At 40.1% G+C, this 16,072-nt stretch carries 24 protein-coding genes; 15 read left to right on the top strand and 9 right to left on the bottom strand.

All coding sequences use genetic code 11. From position 1 onward, the window contains the following. Nucleotides 1-124 precede the first annotated feature (124 nt). Entirely contained in the window at nt 125-1,057 is a 933-nt protein-coding gene (locus tag AC1D0Y_RS00475; protein ID WP_028411029.1) for a patatin-like phospholipase family protein, read from the top strand. An 11-nt stretch (nt 1,058-1,068) separates the two neighbouring features. Here AC1D0Y_RS00475 and AC1D0Y_RS00470 read toward each other — a convergent pair whose 3' ends face one another. Beyond that, nucleotides 1,069-1,434, bottom strand: coding sequence for a DUF3221 domain-containing protein (locus AC1D0Y_RS00470; protein ID WP_016765167.1), 366 nt, complete (start codon nt 1,432-1,434; stop codon nt 1,069-1,071). 174 nt (nt 1,435-1,608) lie between these two features. Between AC1D0Y_RS00470 and AC1D0Y_RS00465 the strand changes: the two genes are divergently transcribed. From AC1D0Y_RS00465 to AC1D0Y_RS00455, 3 genes are all read left to right on the top strand, one after another. After that, complete coding sequence (locus AC1D0Y_RS00465; RefSeq protein ID WP_028411031.1) at nt 1,609-2,217, top strand: hypothetical protein; 609 nt, start codon at nt 1,609-1,611, stop codon at nt 2,215-2,217. Between the two features lie 136 nt (nt 2,218-2,353). Further along, a complete protein-coding gene (locus AC1D0Y_RS00460) occupies nt 2,354-2,614 on the top strand; it encodes a hypothetical protein (RefSeq protein ID WP_016765166.1) in 261 nt (86 codons plus the stop codon). 195 nt (nt 2,615-2,809) lie between these two features. Next, a complete protein-coding gene (locus tag AC1D0Y_RS00455; protein ID WP_060747191.1) occupies nt 2,810-3,148 on the top strand; it encodes a hypothetical protein in 339 nt (112 codons plus the stop codon). Between the two features lie 43 nt (nt 3,149-3,191). On the opposite strand, the gene AC1D0Y_RS00450 is transcribed toward AC1D0Y_RS00455, so the two are convergent. Beyond that, nucleotides 3,192-3,665, bottom strand: a complete 474-nt coding sequence (locus AC1D0Y_RS00450) for a YtxH domain-containing protein (RefSeq protein WP_013058548.1) — start codon at nt 3,663-3,665, stop codon at nt 3,192-3,194. A 327-nt stretch (nt 3,666-3,992) separates the two neighbouring features. Between AC1D0Y_RS00450 and AC1D0Y_RS00445 the strand changes: the two genes are divergently transcribed. After that, nucleotides 3,993-5,468 (top strand): glycoside hydrolase family 32 protein, encoded by a 1,476-nt coding sequence (locus tag AC1D0Y_RS00445; protein WP_060747192.1) that lies wholly within the window; start codon nt 3,993-3,995, stop codon nt 5,466-5,468. A gap of 50 nt (nt 5,469-5,518) precedes the next feature. On the opposite strand, the gene AC1D0Y_RS00440 is transcribed toward AC1D0Y_RS00445, so the two are convergent. Then, nucleotides 5,519-5,800 (bottom strand): hypothetical protein, encoded by a 282-nt coding sequence (locus AC1D0Y_RS00440; protein ID WP_013058546.1) that lies wholly within the window; start codon nt 5,798-5,800, stop codon nt 5,519-5,521. 86 nt (nt 5,801-5,886) lie between these two features. Continuing rightward, complete coding sequence (locus tag AC1D0Y_RS00435) at nt 5,887-6,075, bottom strand: hypothetical protein (protein WP_013058545.1); 189 nt, start codon at nt 6,073-6,075, stop codon at nt 5,887-5,889. A gap of 203 nt (nt 6,076-6,278) precedes the next feature. Here AC1D0Y_RS00435 and AC1D0Y_RS00430 point away from each other — a divergent pair, with 203 nt between their 5' ends. Next, nucleotides 6,279-6,464: a hypothetical protein gene (locus AC1D0Y_RS00430; protein WP_235593627.1), complete on the top strand. Its 186-nt coding sequence runs from the start codon at nt 6,279-6,281 to the stop codon at nt 6,462-6,464. Between the two features lie 11 nt (nt 6,465-6,475). On the opposite strand, the gene AC1D0Y_RS00425 is transcribed toward AC1D0Y_RS00430, so the two are convergent. Together AC1D0Y_RS00425 and AC1D0Y_RS00420 are read right to left on the bottom strand one after the other, a co-directional pair. Beyond that, entirely contained in the window at nt 6,476-7,717 is a 1,242-nt protein-coding gene (locus AC1D0Y_RS00425; RefSeq protein WP_477707285.1) for an MFS transporter, read from the bottom strand. Next, nucleotides 7,714-8,457 carry a MerR family transcriptional regulator gene (locus tag AC1D0Y_RS00420; RefSeq protein ID WP_060747194.1) on the bottom strand — a complete coding sequence of 248 codons (744 nt, stop codon included), beginning with the start codon at nt 8,455-8,457 and terminating at the stop codon, nt 7,714-7,716. Before AC1D0Y_RS00420 ends, AC1D0Y_RS00425 begins: the two co-directional genes overlap by 4 nt. 83 nt (nt 8,458-8,540) lie before the next feature. Between AC1D0Y_RS00420 and AC1D0Y_RS00415 the strand changes: the two genes are divergently transcribed. Both AC1D0Y_RS00415 and AC1D0Y_RS00410 read left to right on the top strand, forming a co-directional pair. Next, nucleotides 8,541-9,221, top strand: a complete 681-nt coding sequence (locus tag AC1D0Y_RS00415) for a CPBP family intramembrane glutamic endopeptidase (RefSeq protein WP_060747195.1) — start codon at nt 8,541-8,543, stop codon at nt 9,219-9,221. Between the two features lie 225 nt (nt 9,222-9,446). Then, nucleotides 9,447-10,409: an aldo/keto reductase gene (locus AC1D0Y_RS00410; RefSeq protein WP_477707284.1), complete on the top strand. Its 963-nt coding sequence runs from the start codon at nt 9,447-9,449 to the stop codon at nt 10,407-10,409. Nucleotides 10,410-10,445: 36 nt separating this feature from the next. Here the strand turns inward: AC1D0Y_RS00410 and AC1D0Y_RS00405 are convergent, their stop codons facing one another. Continuing rightward, nucleotides 10,446-10,832, bottom strand: coding sequence for a MerR family transcriptional regulator (locus AC1D0Y_RS00405; RefSeq protein WP_060747197.1), 387 nt, complete (start codon nt 10,830-10,832; stop codon nt 10,446-10,448). Between the two features lie 184 nt (nt 10,833-11,016). On the opposite strand from AC1D0Y_RS00405, the gene AC1D0Y_RS00400 reads away from it, so the two are divergent. The 6 genes from AC1D0Y_RS00400 to AC1D0Y_RS00375 all read left to right on the top strand — a co-directional run bounded on the left by AC1D0Y_RS00400 (nt 11,017) and on the right by AC1D0Y_RS00375 (nt 13,565). Next, on the top strand, nt 11,017-11,187 hold the full coding sequence (locus AC1D0Y_RS00400; RefSeq protein WP_162871439.1) for a hypothetical protein: 171 nt from the start codon (nt 11,017-11,019) through the stop codon (nt 11,185-11,187). 62 nt (nt 11,188-11,249) lie between these two features. After that, complete coding sequence (locus AC1D0Y_RS00395; protein WP_162213596.1) at nt 11,250-11,408, top strand: hypothetical protein; 159 nt, start codon at nt 11,250-11,252, stop codon at nt 11,406-11,408. 426 nt (nt 11,409-11,834) lie between these two features. After that, nucleotides 11,835-12,356, top strand: coding sequence for a hypothetical protein (locus AC1D0Y_RS00390; protein ID WP_337133992.1), 522 nt, complete (start codon nt 11,835-11,837; stop codon nt 12,354-12,356). Nucleotides 12,357-12,410: 54 nt separating this feature from the next. Next, nucleotides 12,411-12,929, top strand: coding sequence for a GNAT family N-acetyltransferase (locus tag AC1D0Y_RS00385; RefSeq protein ID WP_028409776.1), 519 nt, complete (start codon nt 12,411-12,413; stop codon nt 12,927-12,929). Between the two features lie 2 nt (nt 12,930-12,931). After that, complete coding sequence (locus AC1D0Y_RS00380; RefSeq protein ID WP_477707283.1) at nt 12,932-13,414, top strand: DinB family protein; 483 nt, start codon at nt 12,932-12,934, stop codon at nt 13,412-13,414. Next, nucleotides 13,398-13,565 carry a hypothetical protein gene (locus AC1D0Y_RS00375; RefSeq protein ID WP_169305186.1) on the top strand — a complete coding sequence of 56 codons (168 nt, stop codon included), beginning with the start codon at nt 13,398-13,400 and terminating at the stop codon, nt 13,563-13,565. Before AC1D0Y_RS00380 ends, AC1D0Y_RS00375 begins: the two co-directional genes overlap by 17 nt. An 11-nt stretch (nt 13,566-13,576) precedes the next feature. Here AC1D0Y_RS00375 and AC1D0Y_RS00370 read toward each other — a convergent pair whose 3' ends face one another. Both AC1D0Y_RS00370 and AC1D0Y_RS00365 read right to left on the bottom strand, forming a co-directional pair. After that, nucleotides 13,577-14,218, bottom strand: a complete 642-nt coding sequence (locus AC1D0Y_RS00370; RefSeq protein WP_060747200.1) for a pyridoxamine 5'-phosphate oxidase family protein — start codon at nt 14,216-14,218, stop codon at nt 13,577-13,579. Nucleotides 14,219-14,342: 124 nt separating this feature from the next. After that, nucleotides 14,343-14,597 (bottom strand): hypothetical protein, encoded by a 255-nt coding sequence (locus tag AC1D0Y_RS00365; protein ID WP_477707282.1) that lies wholly within the window; start codon nt 14,595-14,597, stop codon nt 14,343-14,345. 298 nt (nt 14,598-14,895) lie between these two features. On the opposite strand from AC1D0Y_RS00365, the gene AC1D0Y_RS00360 reads away from it, so the two are divergent. Beyond that, nucleotides 14,896-15,906, top strand: coding sequence for an aldo/keto reductase (locus AC1D0Y_RS00360; RefSeq protein WP_028409780.1), 1,011 nt, complete (start codon nt 14,896-14,898; stop codon nt 15,904-15,906). The last annotated feature ends 166 nt before the right edge of the window (nt 15,907-16,072 follow it).

Genomic DNA, 16,072 nt, shown 5'->3' with positions numbered 1-16,072 from the left:
AAGACTGTTTCGATCAAAGAAACAGTCTTTTTTGGGTTGGGAAAATAAAAGGTATGGAGTAATGAAATCCTGAATATAAAAAAAGGGTATATAAAAAGTAGAGAGTTGTATTGGAGGGGAAAATGTGAAAGCAGATGCTGTATTTGAAGGGGGAGGCGTTCGAGGAATTGCATTCACGGGTGCGATTGAAGCGATGGAAGAAAGCAATGTAGAATGGCAGCGTCTAGCAGGTACGTCAGCGGGAGCGTTAATTGCGGCACTTTTAGCGAGCGGCTATAAAAGCGGTGAAATTCGCAGAGAGCTTCAAAACATGGACTATGCTAAGTTTCGCGGGAAAACGATCATTAACCGAATTCCTCTGATTGGAAACTTGATTGAACTGATGGTTCATTTAGGTTTTTATAAAAATGATTATTTGGAAAAATGGGTGTATGGTTTGCTGCGTGAAAAAGGAATCGAAACGTTTGCGGATTTGCCGGCAGATAGGCTGAAAATTATTGCCTCAGACATTTCGAACGGGCAGATGCTTGTGCTGCCTGACGACTTGCCTCGCTACGGAATGCAGCCAAGCGATATGAAGATTTCACAAGCCGTGATGATGAGTGCGTCCATTCCTTTTTTCTTTCGTCCGGTCATCTGGAAGTCCAAAGGGTTCAAGAGATCATACATTGTCGATGGAGCGCTTTTAAGCAATTTTCCGATTTGGCTGTTTGATACGGAGCATCCGCGTTTCCCGACATTTGGTTTTCGATTTGTCAAAGAAGAAATTGATACAGCCGCTATTATTCCGACGCCGGTCCATTTATTTAAAAGTATGTTTACGACGATGCTGCAAGCTCATGATTTGCGGTATTTGAACGCGGAGACAAAAGAACGAACGGTGCAAATTCCAACCGGTGTGATTACGGCAACGGATTTTGCCTTAAAGGAAGAAGAAATCGAATTTTTATATGAATCTGGTTATATATCAGCAAAGCGCTTTTTAGAAAAGTGGGATTTTGAACAGCATAAAATGAATCGGACCGGACGGCAGCTGACACGAAGAAAGCTCCCGTAACAGGAGCTTTTCTACGGCTGTTTTAAAATGTTGACTTCAACAGCTTCGCCTTTTGCCGGAACGGAATACTGAACGCTTTTGTCTTTTTTGAGCCATGCTTTAACGAGCTGTCCTTTTTTGTACGTTTGATCATCCGAAACTTTTACATAAATAGGCTGTACATCGCTAGAACCAAGTATTTCTTTTGTTGTATAGTCAAGCGCGGTATCTCGCGGAATGACGTTTGCAATAAGAATTTCATCCTGTTTCACTTCTAAAATGCGCCCTTGAACTAAATAGCCGGCCGGCTTCTTTGACTGCTCGGCGTTATCAGAACAGCCGCTTAAACAAATAAAAAAGAGAAGAAAAAGTGCAGTTGATTGAACGGTAAACTTCATAAAATCTCCTTTCCGTTTCAACATGACTACCATTATAACGCGTTTGACCATTTCTTTTCCAGTTTTCGGAGAAAGCAAGAGGTAATCGTTGACGTTATTTCAGCACGCATGATATGTTTTAACTCATAAACGCTATTTTTACTAGAAGTCACGCTTAGTACGGGAGGTCCTTATATGGATGTTACCTTTTTAACCAATGTTATTCGACATATATTAGAACGAGATAATTTTGTCATTGACTTTGAAGAATCAGATGAACAAAATATTCACTTTTGGCATCGAGACGAGCCGTTTCGCCTTTTTATTTCAGAGCAAACGGAAAGTTATTTAGTATGGACCGTTTTTGAAGATGAAAAGGAACAGTGGAGCGGAAAAACATTTCTCCAAGAAGTGACGAATACGTGTAAAGACTGCAGTGAGCCAATTGCGCACTGGATTTATAAAGATGGAGGCAAAGCAGGTTATTGCGATCATTGTCTTCAAACGTTTGGAAATGCGTATTTTACAAATGCTGATGATATCAAGCAAAACCTTCATTTAATTGACGGTTCTATTTGTTTTATTACCGATGAAACCGGAAGCGATTGGTGGATTGCATATGAAGGATTCAAACGAGTAATTGCAAGATTAGAAGAAAATCCCGATCAGAAAGTCGAAATGTACAAGCCCGAATATCCGGTCTTTAAATGGGAAATACATTTTCTAACGGAAAACAATTCTGCTAGCTTTAAGTTCAAAGATGACTTTGCATCTGGAATTTTACCGAAGGGAAGAATACTCTAACATCCTTGTTATAAGGGTGTTTTTTCTTATAATGGGAAGTTTTTTTGAAAAAAATAATTAATTTAGGTTAAAAAGAAGGAATTAAAGGGTAAAGAGTAGAAGATATATCACTATAGGAAGAATGGGGGAAATAATTATGACAACTACAACAAATTTAACACTGGGGTACAAAATGTACACGATTGATTTTAGCCGTCCAACGCAGTCTAACGAGGCACTGCTTGATTTCTTTAAAGATGTGCAGCATAGACAGGGAAATAATGCAGAAAGCTTTTCTAAAACATTAATGGAAATCGAAGAAATCAAAACAAAATATGTAGATCATGAAATCGTACTGCTGGCTAAATCGCTTGAACAGCAAATAAGCCGCTCAAATGCAGAAAAACTTGAGGTCTGATAATCACCAGAAATGGTCGATTTATCAGACCTTTTTTATTTCTATCGATGCAGCACTTTTGGGGTGAAGTCAAGGGGACAGGATATCTGGTAGTATAGGTTTTTGGTCGAAGATAAAATTCTGTACATGTCAACGGATGTTTGATTTCATCAAAAGTTGTAGATGAATAGACTATCAAGTCGTTGGAGGCGTTGTATGGTTGGAATTTGCAGCTGGAAGTGTGCAGTGAGTGGAATAAGTATTGCCAGTGTCTACAGTAAGCAGCCGTCATGGCAGCGGGAGTGTTATTTGGTGACACCTGGTAAAGTTTATTATGAGTCGTGCTATCAGGGGTACGGAGAGTTTGCGGGAATGGATATTTTTTGTTTGATAAGAGAAAGCAGAGCGGGGAAAGAAGACAGTGAAGAGGTAGTGGCTTTTAAGCCTAAGATTGTGCTGGCGAAATATTACAGCGGACAGCGTTATGAAGAACTGCCGGAATCAGAGCCGTGTCCGTACGGAGGATATTTTTTTGAAGGGTGGAAGGAAGGGTAGCGAATATACATAAAAGCTGTAGAGATATCTCTACAGCTTGTTATTAACGTCTTGTTTCATCGACAGATTGTTCTAAGTCACTTACTTCTTGCGTAATTGTATTTAATTCTTCTTGGACCGCTTCAGCTTCAAGAACAGGATCTTGAACGATTTCTGTCGTTTCAAGCTCTTCTGCTGCAGCCGTTTCTGCAAGCGGCTGTTCTTTAGCAGTGCGCAGAGATTTCACTTTGTTGACAACTTGCGAAGACTGTTCGGAGACTTTTTGTGAAAGACGAGCCGTGCGCTGTTTGAGATCTTGGCCTTTTGCATATACCGTTTCTTTCACTTGACCTGTTTTAGCAAGTGCTTGATTCGCTCCATCTTGAATAGAAGCACGCAGCTCTTTTCCTGACTTTGGCGCTACTAGTAAAGCTGTTGTTACACCCACTACGCTACCTACTAACGTGCCGACTAATAACTCTTTGCTTCCACCTTTTGTTTCTTTACCCACTGTTTCTTTTACGTTTTCTTTTGTCATGACATTTCCTCCTTTTATAATATGTAATATGAAGGGTTTACCATTTTGTTGAATACTTCCTGCAAAACGCAAATGATTCGCTAAAAAAATCTGCAAGTGCCGTCGGACGCTCGTACAGGCTGGTGAAATTTGATTGTATATAGTATTCAACCACCTGACAGAAAAACCTTCTTTTCTGCTATAAAAACAAAAAAAAACTTATCTATAAAATCCGACACAAGAAAACGACAACATTCGTTCTTTGGTAGCATTTTCACTTGAAATTTTATATCATAGAGGGCAAGGAGAATACGTTCTCTTTTTTTAGATGCTGGAGGGATTGAAGAAATGGCTGAATCGAAGTACAGAACGATTTTAGAAGCAAAATCTGGAGAGTTAGAAGCATTAAAAGACAAAGCAATCAAAGACAGCTGGCAGCCGATTTATCATATTCATCCACAGTACGGGCTGATGAATGATCCAAACGGATTGGTTCAATTAAACGGTGAATATCACGTGTTTTATCAGTGGTATCCGTACGGCGCGATGCATGGAATGAAGCACTGGGCTCATGTGAAATCTACGGATTTAGTAACGTGGGAACGCCTTCCGGTTGCGTTAACGCCAACGGAAGAATATGAATCGCACGGCGCATACTCAGGCGGCGCGATTGAAAAAGATGGTCAAGGGCTGCTGTTTTATACGGGGAATGTAAAATACGAAGACGGCTCACGTTCAGCTAATCAGTGTATCGCGATGCTAAACAGGGATGGAAGTGTAGAAAAATACACGAATAATCCAGCGGTACGAGGCGTTCCTGATGGGTATACAGGACATGTGCGCGATCCGAAAGTATGGAAAGAAAATGATACATATTATATGCTGCTAGGCGCTCAGCGTGAAAACGAAACGGGCGCGTTAATTGTGTATGAATCAAGCGATGCGCTTCAGTGGTCATTTAAAGGTGAAGTTAAAACATCGCTTCCTGACTTTGGCTATATGTGGGAGTGCCCGGATTACTTTAAACTGGACGGAAAAGATGTGTTTGTCTTTTCGCCGCAAGGAATCAAAGCGGATGGCCACGATTTTCATAATATTTATAATGTGATTTACGCGGTGGGAACATTTGATGTGGAAAGTTTAACGTTTGAAATGGAGTATTACCGTGAAATTGATAAGGGGTTTGACTTTTATGCACCGCAAACGTTCCAAGATGAAAGCGGACGTCGCTTGCTGTTTGCATGGATTGGAAACCCGGACGTTGATTATCCGTCAGACGAATACGGATGGGCCCATGCCTTAACGCTTCCTCGTGAGCTTTCGCTTGAAGGAAATGAACTTGTTCAAAAGCCTGTAGAAGAGTTAAATAAGCTTCGAGATCAAGCGGTTCATTTTAGAGGAACGCTAAAAAATGAAGAAGTGATCATTGATGAAGCAACAAACAATGCATATGAAATCAATATGACGTTCCGCGAGATAGAGGCCAAACAGTTTGGTTTAGAGCTGTTTAATAGTAAAGAAGAAGAGCTTCGCCTCGTGTTTGATACAGGAAAGCAAGAAGTGCGACTCGACCGTTCTTCATTCCACCATCAATATGCAACGGAATACGGTGTGGTTCGCTCTGAAAAATGGACAGCGTCAAATGAAGTCGATGTTCGCGTATTTGTCGACAAAAGCATCGTCGAAATTTATATAAACGGCGGCAAAATTGTCTTCACTTCCCGGGTATTCCCGAAAAAAGATTCCAAATCAGCTGTAAATGTATTTGCAGAAGGGGCCGTGGACTACCGTATTGATTATTACGGCATGTCCCGCGGTATTTAATATAATAAATGAGAAAAGCCAATGAATATCATTCATTGGCTTTTTGGTTTCTATAAAAATAAAATACAAATACATGAAGCAACTAAGTGAGGAACAGCTGCAATAATAAAACGTTTCATCCACTCTGTATCCTCTCGCTGCCGGACGGGTGTAAAGTAAGGACCTCTCGTTTCAAATCGAAATGCGTCGAGAAGCGTAACGAGTGCAATCGCTGTAAGTAATATGCCAAGAGGACCTGAAATATAGTAAATATACTGCCAGTTGCCTGCTGTAATAGAAATGATAATCACAATAATTAAAGATATAATGCCAGATATTAATCCTGTTTTCAAACTCAAAATCTCCTTACATCCAGTTTTTGCTTATCTATTTTACCATAACCGAATGAAGGTTTGTATATACGGCTCGGGGCGGATATTTACTTCTTAATTGACCTTCTATGTAAGTATCTTCTCGTATAAAATGAGTTTCCTAGCAAAAGCAGTGTCCCTAGAATCCAGCCAGCTGCAGGGGAATAAGGAAAGATATTTTTTAAAGCCATCCCAAAAGAAATAGAGGCTGCTCCGAGTATAAATAAAAGCAGCGTGATTCCTTGACGTTTTTTCATATGTACCACCTCTCTTACTAATTTTACCATAAAATGTGAGTGTAGTAGAATGAAATGTAAGGTGTCATACAAAAAAAGAAGTATATGGTAAAATTTAAGGAGTAGGAAGGGAAGAGGAATGCAGTGATTAAAAAAGGATTTATAGCAGGTATCGTGATGGTCGGGATTGTTCTTGCTCTTGCTGCTTTTTTGTGTCAGGCACAATGAGAGCAGTGTCACTGGTTTTAGCTTTGGCATACCTTATTGACAGTATCGTGCTAGGAAGTACAGGCACATTCTTTTCAGTCAAAAAGACGCGCAGGGTGAGCCGAGTTGAAGATGCAAAACGATTTGGAGCTATTGCAGTACCGAACGTATTAGCTGCTTTGATTTATGTAGCCGCTGGTTGATGAACAGAAGTCTATAAAATCTGAACGTTTCTTTCCCGTTTATCACGCAGAGGCATCAGCATACTCACAAATCCAACGCTTACAATGATGATTGCCGCCGTTAAAAAAGTTGTCTGAGCACCTGCAAGCTTTACAACCATGCCTCCAAGAAGAGGACCAGTAAGTAAAACGGCACTCGTTAAGGTGTTGATGAATCCGTACACTTTTCCGAGGTGTTCCTTGTCGCTGTATGTTTGAACGATATAGTTAAACAGTAGTAAATTAAGCCCAACTCCGGCTCCTCCAATAGGTGCAGCAATCAAAATGAAATAGCGTGACATAACGGCTGGATTAAAGCAGCTAATGAAAAATAAAGCCCCTCCAAATAGAAGCAGTCCAAGTGATAACAGTCTAAATGGATGGTGAACCTGTTTTTTTCTATTAAGATACATTCCTGTTGCTAGCGCCCCCAGTCCGATTCCAGAAAGCAGCCAGCCGAGCATTTCCGGATGATGAGGCAGCACATCTCGTAGGAAGATGCTGATTTGAGCGTCAACAAGCATCACTACAAAATACGAAAGGTGAAACAAAATAACGGCGCGTAAAAGGATTGAGTGCTGAAAAACGATTTTCCAGCCGTTTGAGTACGTTTCTTTCAGTTGATGGGAAGAACGAGCAGCTTGCCCTTGAATGTTTTTACGTGCTTTTTTAAGTGAAAACAGCACGCCAATAGAAATCATACAAGCTGCGGCATTAGCTAAAATGCATGCTTTTGGCGTTGTAATCGTCAGCGCGGCGGCTCCGAGAAACGGCCCCACAACTTTGGCAATTTGAAACATAATGTTTTGTAAAGTAGAGGCCTGCAGCAGCTGATCTTCTTTGACCACTTCTCGAACGTAAGAGAGCTGTGCGGGCACTTTCATAACAGAACTCATAGAGCGCAGCATCAGCACTCCAAGTGCCAAAAGCGGTTCATTTGTAAAAAATAACAGACATGTGAACAGAAGACGGACTAGTTCAGACAGAAACATCAGCTGTACTTTATCATAGCGGTCGGCTAAATTTCCTGCTGCTTGACTTAGCAGGATGCTAGGTAAAGCGTACGCGACAGGAATAAGCGTAATCCAGAGGGAATTTGCGTGCCACACGTATGTAAAAAGCGTCATCACCGCAAACATATCAAATAAATCTCCGAAGCTTGCTGCAGTGCTTGAAATAAATAATTTTTTATAAGAAGAATTAGCAAACAGCTTTTCTTTTTTCAATACCTTCATTCCTTTATGTGTTGTTCGTAAAAAATAATCGCATCTTCAATAAATTGAAGGACTTCGCTGTCAATAGGGTAGAGATTAAGTGAACTTGATGCCTCAGGAGATTTGCGAACATCCCAAAAGGCTTTTTCTAAAGCCGCATGAGGGCCAAATAGCTCACTCGATAAAAACAGTATATCAGCTGCAATCAGCTGTCCATCTTCAGATTGAGGTGCACGCTGGTGCTTTAAGCAAAGCTGAACTCGTTTTATGATGTTAATCCATTTATCGGCACTCGCATTCTCCATTTTAGGCAAATCATGCTGCAGAATCTCACTTTCTTCTATTGAAAGCGAAAGGAGATCCGTCCAGCTGCTCTTGGCATTAGTTTCATTGTCAACTAAAGGAAGGAGCTGCTTCCAGTTTAATTCACCTTCTATTTTTATACTGTTGCGAAGCGTGTGAGTATGTTCTAAAGCTTGTTGAATTTCCATCGCTTTTTGCTGAAGCTTTTGCTGATGAATCGCTAGAAGTTCATCGATACTCACTTGATGAAGAATAAGTTCAATATCTCGCAAAGGAACGGCTAAGTTTTTTAAAAGAGTAATTTTCTCTAGTGTGACTAAATCCGTTTCTGAGTAGGACCGCTTTCCGTTTTCGGCTTTTGACGATGGATGAAGCAAGCCGATTTGATCGTAGTAACGAAGCGTACGCACCGTAAGGCCTAGTTTTTTAGCGGCTTGCCCAGTAGAAAAATAAATCATTTTTAACCCCTCCAAAAAAATGCTTGCAGGTAACGTTACGTCACCTTTTACACTGAATATATGTAAAAGGGAGGCGAAGTAAATTGAAACAAAAAAATCAAGGATTATGGACAATAAAATCATTCGTAATTATGTTGGGCGTCACGTTTGTTGGTGTGCCTATCTTAATTGAAGGCATATTGCAGGACGCTTTATATTCCCTGTTTAAAAATGACCTTTATGCTGGAACAGCTACTGGATTTGTTATGGCAGCTGTGTTTTTATCAGCTCTGTATGGGCTGATGGTTCAGGCTGGTGATAGAAAAATTGGTTTTCAATCGTTTTCAAAACGGCACTGGCCGCTCATTCTTTTTTGGCTCTTTGTGCTGATCTTAGGAAGTGTGGGGATTGTTGTACTCATGGAATGGCTTGGTATAACACATGAAAATAAAAAAACAGCTAGTTTGCAACAAGATCTGTCGCTGTTTTCATTTATACTTGCTTTTGTTTCAGCCGCTGTGATCTCACCTTTTTATGAAGAGATTATCTACCGAGGATTTTTTTATACGTGGCTGAAACGTAAAGGAGGGATTGTCGTTGGATTAGTGGGAAGTTCGTTTATTTTTATGCTGGTGCATATTCCAACGTACAATACCTTGCCCGTTAACTTTTTATCAGGTCTCGTGTTTGCATGGGTGTACGAAAAAACAAAGTCGCTGCTTCCAAGTATGATCATTCACGCTTGTTTTAATGGAATCGCCGTTATTTTAACAGCGGCAGCTTAATGTAGTTTCCATAACGAGTAAGCTATGATTAATCTTACCATATTATGTCTACTGAAGAAGCGAATTACAAAAAATAAGTGGAAATGAACCCGAAAACTGCTAGAAGCACTGCCTGTTCTTAGCCGTTTTTTGTATATGCATGCACGCTTAAGGCTTGTCTTAAAGTGGACGTTAAGGTGTATGATAAGAGAGAGTAGAGACAGCTATAAAAAGGAGAGGGTATCGATGCAATATCGAAAGCTTGGAACAACAGGTCTGGAAGTATCAAATTTATGTCTAGGTACCATGGCGTTTGGACGATGGATTGACGAAAAAGCGTCGGCAGCTATTTTACATAGCGCCATTGAAAACGGAATTAACTTCATTGACACAGCCAACTATTACGGAAAAGGGCAGGATGAAGAGTTTAGATATGGCACAGGGGAATCTGAAGAAATTATTGGACGTGCGTTAAAAGGAAAACGGGATGATGTTGTACTTGCAACAAAAGTCGGCATTGCCGTAGGAAAAGGCAAAAATGATAAAGGCCTTTCACGCACACACATTATGAGAGAAGTGGATAATCAGCTGCGACGACTGCAGACAGACTACATTGATCTTTATCAAGTTCATCTTTTTGACCACCATACACCGATGGAAGAAACACTTCGCGCGCTAGATGATTTAGTTCGCCAAGGCAAGGTTCGTTATATTGGCTGTTCCAATTATGCCGCGTGGCAAATCGCAAAGTCTCATCATATTAGTGACAAAATGAATCTTGAAAAATTCATTTCCATTCAGCCCCAGTATAATCTTCTCTCTCGTGAAATTGAACAAGAGCTGCTGCCGTTTAGTCAATCTGAAGGTGTAGGCGTCATGGTATACAGTCCGTTAGCGCGCGGCATGCTTTCAGGCAAATATAAAACACCAAATGACGTGCCGCCAGAAAGTCGCGCTGCGCATGGTGAAAAGCTGCTGCGAAACTACTTTACAGACCAAAATTTTCAGCTGGTGGAGCAGTATCGCAAGTTAGCAGAACAAAATGAAGTAAGCTTGTCTCAGTTTGCTCTTTCATGGGTATTAAATCAGCCCGCTGTAACATCAAGCATTATCGGAGCTAGCAAATTGCACCACGTAAAAGATGCGGTTGAAATCAGCGATTGGACATGGTCAGAAGAGCTGTTGAATACCGTGAATTCACTCTATTAATAAAAAATCCGCAGGTGAACCTGCGGATTTTTGTGTTTAAATTTTAATTTCCTTTTGCGTTAATTTTGCTTCTAGTGAGTCGTACAAAGCGAGCTTATAGTTGATTTGTTCAAGGTATTTAAAAGTTTTGGCCATTTCTTCTTCTACCGCTTCTTTGTGCTGAAGCATCATGTTTTTTCGTTCTTTAATCGTGTTTTCGCCTTGTTTATAGAGCTCTACATAGCGCTTGATTTCTGCAAGCGGCATGCCTGTTGAGCGCAGAGCTAAGATAAAACGGATCCATTCAATATTCGTCTCATTATAGAGGCGTTTTCCATGTTCATCACGCTCTACAAAAGGAAGGATTCCTTCTTTTTCATAGTAGCGTAAAGTCGGTGCGGAAAGCCCGGTTTTTTCATTCATTTCTTTCATGCTATAAGACAAGATTGTTCACTCCCACTTATGAATCGTATAGCTTACTTTAAGGTATATGATAATCGATAGTTGAACGTTTTATCAAATTCTTTTTCGTTTTTTAAAAAATATGGAACTTTTATACAGTTTGTCCGTAATAACAAGTAGACAATAAGAAACTTACTGTAAAAGGTTAAGTAAAGGGGATAGAGTAATGAAAAAAGTAAAATGGATTAGTTTTATCCTGCTGCTGATTTCAAGCGGAGTGTTTTTTATCAATCATCAGTACGCCATTTTACTAGCGGCTTGGACTGTGTACGGAATGGCTTTATCAATCTTGGTTTATTTCTTTTCATACGATATGAGTGATTCAAACAAAGAGTAAAAAGCGTATACGCGTTTCTTATTGTCTTCAACATAAAAGCAGAAAATGAAAGGGTGGAAGAAATGGGAGAACTTTTTTGGATGATTTTGTTCGGAGCGTGTATTTGGGTGCCGCTAATTTGGAATAAAATTGCGATTGGCAAGCGCATCGCACACGAAGAAAAGAAAGCAGGACGTGATTTAACAGGGGAAATCAATCCGTTTACCGGAGGAAGAATGTAAATAGGCGTAAAAAAAGCTGTGACAAAAGTATTTTCGTTGAAAGAAGATCCGAATGATGAATCGAGATTTTTAATGCAGAATCAACTTCGTTCGGTTTTTTATTAGTATGGTGAACGTAGGTGTCATGTATATAGTAGTTTCTAGCTGTTGATTGGAGGATAAGGTGAAGACTCCTGCGGGAAAAGCGGAACAGGTGAGACCCACGAAGGAACGCAGGCGAGGCCGTCCGCGGAAAGCGAAGCCTTGCACGGAAATCAACAGCGGTGTAACCAGCAGTCCAGCTTATTTATCCCATTTGTTCGTCTTTAGGTTGGAGTAATTTTGTTATGTCTAAGCCTCTTTATTAGTAAAGAAAACAATAGTTTAATTTTGTTATTAATAGTATAATTAACCATATTTCTTTTAGATAGAAAGGCTGATGAAAAGGTGTTCATATTCTTTTTAGCCGGCATGGTACTTGTGCTGGCGATGATTATTTTTTCGCGTACGCTGTGGGTGCCCGGCGGAATGGTAGAACGTCTTAGCAAGAAAAAGTGGTTTCAAAACCATTGGCTGAGTGGAGGCTATTTGTTTGGCATTAATGCTTTATATTTTGGTACTACAATATTTTTACTCTATCTTCTTATGTTTACAGATATCCCTTATCTACATATTGTTCTTATGTTTTTAGCGACGATTGTAAGTGTTTTCACGTGGAGCGCCTTTAGTGCCGCATGGACAGGGTCATTTAAAAACCGTCTTAAAATGGCTTTAACGGGAAGCAGCTTTTATTTAATATTGGCATTGATTATGGTGATCCAGTGGTTAAACGTTAAGCCTCTGTATCCCAATGAAGATACGTTTATGCGAGCTTTAGGGTGGATGCTTGGCTTTTTCGTTTCAGCCGTCGCTTTTAGTGTATGTTTTATCTTCACGGCGTTTCTTGGAAAACGTTCAGCACGTGTGTAAGGATATCATCCGTTTTTTTCTAGTTAACTACTATTCACGAAAGCAGGGATAAACGTGATTCGAGAAATTTTAGCTTCCGATGCAGCCGCTTTTTTAGCGTTAAATAAAGAGCTTGATCGAGAAACAGCATATATGCTGTACGAGGAAAATGAGCGTGCGACTACGCTTGAACAGCAGAAAAAAATGATTACAACTTTTTTAAAGATGCCGAACTCGACTATTTTAGTGGCGGAACAAGACGGACAGCTCGTCGGACATCTATCTGTGATTGGCGGAAGCGTTAACCGAAAAAAACACAGCGCATACTTAGCTGTTGGCGTGCTTCAATCTTACGGAAACCGAGGTATCGGCACTTCGTTGTTTAAAGAAATGGAGAGATGGGCAGCACAGAGCGGCATTAAACGAGTGGAGCTAACGGTGATGACCCACAATGAACCGGCCATTTCGCTGTATAAAAAGATGGGTTTTGAAATAGAAGGGAAAAAAGTATGTTCGCTCGTTGTAGATGAAAAATCAGTCGATGAATATTATATGGGGAAAGTTTTTGAAAAAACGTGCTTAAAGGAGAAATGAACATGGAAACGACGATTGCTCAGTTAGATGAATGGGTGATAAAGCTCCCTAAAAAGCTTGAAGTATTCTCTGAAGCAGCGGCGTCAAACCGTCCTGCTCCTAAGAAGTGGTCACCGAAAGAAATTGTAGGGCACTTATGTGACTCAGCCATTCACAATTTGCAGCGGTTTATCAATGTGCAGCATGAAAAAACACCTTTGGCCCTGACGCCTTACAAACAAGATGAATGGGTAGAACTGCAGCACTATCAAGATACGTCGATGGAAGAAATAGTTGCCCTATGGCGCAGTTTAAATAAGCAAATTGCTTCCGTTCTTTCGCATATACCAACAGAAAAGCATATGTATCAATTCGAATTAGAAGATGGAAAATTCGTTTCGCTCCATTGGTTGGCTAAAGATTATATTGCTCATTTAGAGCATCATATTAAGCAAATTGACGCTCAACTGCCGCTAAGAGGCAAAGAGGATGAAAAAAGAACATAAAAAAGAAAAATCTCAGGTGAAAGTCGATTTTAGAACAGGCCGCGCCTATGGTGATCATGAATACATAGGAAGTTCAAAAAAAGGCGTGCTTCTTGCTTTATTACCAGTTCTAATCATTGCCGGAGGTATACTGTTTCTGATGGTAAAATGACAAAAGCCGCATTATAGCGGCTTTTTTTCATAGAGGTGCTGAGTTTTGCTTTCTTCGGGATTGTTGCGGCTTTCTAGGGTGGAAAAGCCTGCGTGCTCTGCGACAATTTTAGCTGCGGAAGGAAGCGTTTCGACTCTTTCCCAAGATGCTGGATCCCACAGCTTTGATCGCTTGAATGCTTTGTTGCAGTGGAGAAAGCATTCTTGTACTTCAACGCCGATAGCGAGCAGCGGAGTTTTATTGTGAACCGCCATTGTTTCAAGCAGCGCTTTTTCTTTTACAATGCAAGCTTTGCCATTAATCCGCAGCGTTTCTTCTATGCCTGGAATTAAAAAAAGCAGCCCTATTTGAGGATTAGATAAAATATTTTCCAATGAATCTACTTTTTGATTGCCGCGCCTCTCTGGAATCAATAGTCTTTTCTCATCGACGACTTGTACAAAACCAGGGTGATCCCCCCGCGGAGAACTGTCGCAAATTCCTTTATAATCAGCTGTAGCGATGATAACAAAAGGGGAATGTTTAATAAATTCCCGGCAGTGTCGATCTAAATAAGAAATTATTTTTTGATGCGCCAATTTGTTAGGCGCTCCGACTATACGGCGAAGCTCTTCCTTCGTTTTTACTTGTTCTTTAAAGTGACTGTTTTCCATTCCTTTTTTCACTCCTACTTTTTGCGTATACTGAAAATACCATTTTTACATGTGAAATACTATGTTTTTATATTTAAAAAACAGAAAAATCAGTATATTAAAAAGAAGTAGAAGCGTTGTAACGCTAATTTCGGTCTTTTTTTAAGTTTTTGATTGCGTTATCAAATATGTCATTAACCGTTTTCATATGTTCACTGACAAGATGGTCGGATTCTTTTTCTCTCTGGCGCATGTCTTTTAACAAATCATCCATATCATCTAGCAAACTTTGAAAATACTCATCTTTTTGTTCTTCTTTCATTGTGGAATCGTCCATTTCATCAAGCTTATCGAGCTTATCTTCAATTTTTTTGAAGTATTCATCTCTCAAGAATCTCACCTCATTTATAAAGTAGCTTTCTGCTTATTGTATGCACAATGTTTGTTTGCATGAGTAAGAAGTAGAAAGTACATAAATAAAAGAAGAGTCTGAAAAGCTCATTTACTCCTTAGTAGGTTACTTTTTAGTTCCCATATTACTTTGAAGTGCGTACTTTTTTTTATTGTGTATATGCTTCATAATAAATTTTGTCAGGGGATAATAATCACATTTAATGAATAGATCAGTCATTGAGTTTACCTTCATACTGATCAATTTCTAAAATAGAGTTGTAAAAATTTCAGGAGGTTTTATGAATATGAGAGAAATACTGCAGGGAAAACTAGGGTTTGGAACAGCACCACTGGGCAATATGTATCGTAATATTCCAGAAGAAGAGGCCATCGCAACGGTCGATGCTGCTTGGGAAAGCGGAATTCGCTACTTTGACGCAGCCCCTCTTTACGGAGCTGGTTTAGCCGAGATGCGCCTTGGTGAAGCCCTGTCAAAAAGAAATCGCGATGAGTATGTGCTAAGTACGAAAGTAGGTCGCGTTATTTCAGATGAACTAGAAGACACATCTTCACGTGATATGGGAGAAAAAGGCGGACTTTTTGAATTTGGCCGTAAAAATAAAATTATTAATGATTATAGCGCGGATGCAACTCTTCGTTCGATCGAGCAAAGCTTAAACCGTTTAAAAACAGATCGCTTGGACTTTGTGTATATTCATGATGTTGCGCAAGATTTTTATGGAGATGAGTGGGTAGGACAATTTGAGTCTGCTCGAACGGGCGCATTTCGTGTGCTTACACGTTTGCGTGAAGAAGGAGTTATTAAAGGATGGGGACTTGGAGTAAACCGAGTAGAGCCAATTGAAATCATGCTGGAGCTGGAAGAAGCAAAGCCGGATGTCTCGTTGCTAGCTGGCCGTTACACGTTATTAGATCATGAGCGTGCGCTGCAGCGAGTAATGCCCGAAGCCGTAAAGCATAATATGGACATTGTGGTCGGCGGACCATATAGCTCAGGCGTTCTTGCTGGAGGTACGCACTTTGAATATCAAAAAGCATCTTCAGACATTATGGCAAAAGTAGAAAAAATCAAAGCTATTGCAGATCGTCATCAGATCAGCATTAAGGCTGCTGCTGTCCAATTTTCACTGGCTAATCCAGCGGTTGCTGCTGTTATTCCAGGCGCTAGTCGTCCAGAGCGTATTGCCGAAGACAAAGCAGCATTAAACACCGCAATTCCAGCAGCCTTCTGGGAAGAAATGCGTGAACAGAAGCTTGTAGCTCCTCATGCACCGCTGCCAATTAACGTGAAGTGAAAGTAGAACGATAAATATAGGCTTTCAGTAAGCATAAAAAGTGTCTCGAAGTTTCGGTTTTGAGACACTTTTTTTGTATTGAGATAAAAATTAACAAAAGATTCAGTAGGTTTAAATCATAAAAACGAACGTTTGAACAATTTTTTAATTAAAATATTCGTCTATG

The sequence above is a fragment of the Priestia sp. P1_B12_1 genome (assembly GCF_056406695.1).
The sequence above is the reverse complement of the archived record's forward strand: the minus strand, read 5'-3'. Positions and strand labels throughout refer to the sequence as shown.

Bases quoted from the DNA above. Each gene is read 5' to 3' on its own strand.
- AC1D0Y_RS00470 (WP_016765167.1), bottom strand. From the start codon at position 1,434: ATGAAGTTTACCGTTCAATCAACTGCACTTTTTCTTCTCTTTTTTATT.
- AC1D0Y_RS00465 (WP_028411031.1), top strand. From the start codon at position 1,609: ATGGATGTTACCTTTTTAACCAATGTTATTCGACATATATTAGAACGA.
- AC1D0Y_RS00460 (WP_016765166.1), top strand. From the start codon at position 2,354: ATGACAACTACAACAAATTTAACACTGGGGTACAAAATGTACACGATT.
- AC1D0Y_RS00455 (WP_060747191.1), top strand. From the start codon at position 2,810: ATGGTTGGAATTTGCAGCTGGAAGTGTGCAGTGAGTGGAATAAGTATT.
- AC1D0Y_RS00450 (WP_013058548.1), bottom strand. From the start codon at position 3,665: ATGACAAAAGAAAACGTAAAAGAAACAGTGGGTAAAGAAACAAAAGGT.
- AC1D0Y_RS00445 (WP_060747192.1), top strand. From the start codon at position 3,993: ATGGCTGAATCGAAGTACAGAACGATTTTAGAAGCAAAATCTGGAGAG.
- AC1D0Y_RS00435 (WP_013058545.1), bottom strand. From the start codon at position 6,075: ATGAAAAAACGTCAAGGAATCACGCTGCTTTTATTTATACTCGGAGCA.
- AC1D0Y_RS00430 (WP_235593627.1), top strand. From the start codon at position 6,279: ATGAGAGCAGTGTCACTGGTTTTAGCTTTGGCATACCTTATTGACAGT.
- AC1D0Y_RS00425 (WP_477707285.1), bottom strand. From the start codon at position 7,717: ATGAAGGTATTGAAAAAAGAAAAGCTGTTTGCTAATTCTTCTTATAAA.
- AC1D0Y_RS00420 (WP_060747194.1), bottom strand. From the start codon at position 8,457: ATGATTTATTTTTCTACTGGGCAAGCCGCTAAAAAACTAGGCCTTACG.
- AC1D0Y_RS00410 (WP_477707284.1), top strand. From the start codon at position 9,447: ATGCAATATCGAAAGCTTGGAACAACAGGTCTGGAAGTATCAAATTTA.
- AC1D0Y_RS00400 (WP_162871439.1), top strand. From the start codon at position 11,017: ATGAAAAAAGTAAAATGGATTAGTTTTATCCTGCTGCTGATTTCAAGC.
- AC1D0Y_RS00395 (WP_162213596.1), top strand. From the start codon at position 11,250: ATGGGAGAACTTTTTTGGATGATTTTGTTCGGAGCGTGTATTTGGGTG.
- AC1D0Y_RS00380 (WP_477707283.1), top strand. From the start codon at position 12,932: ATGGAAACGACGATTGCTCAGTTAGATGAATGGGTGATAAAGCTCCCT.
- AC1D0Y_RS00375 (WP_169305186.1), top strand. From the start codon at position 13,398: ATGAAAAAAGAACATAAAAAAGAAAAATCTCAGGTGAAAGTCGATTTT.
- AC1D0Y_RS00370 (WP_060747200.1), bottom strand. From the start codon at position 14,218: ATGGAAAACAGTCACTTTAAAGAACAAGTAAAAACGAAGGAAGAGCTT.
- AC1D0Y_RS00360 (WP_028409780.1), top strand. From the start codon at position 14,896: ATGAGAGAAATACTGCAGGGAAAACTAGGGTTTGGAACAGCACCACTG.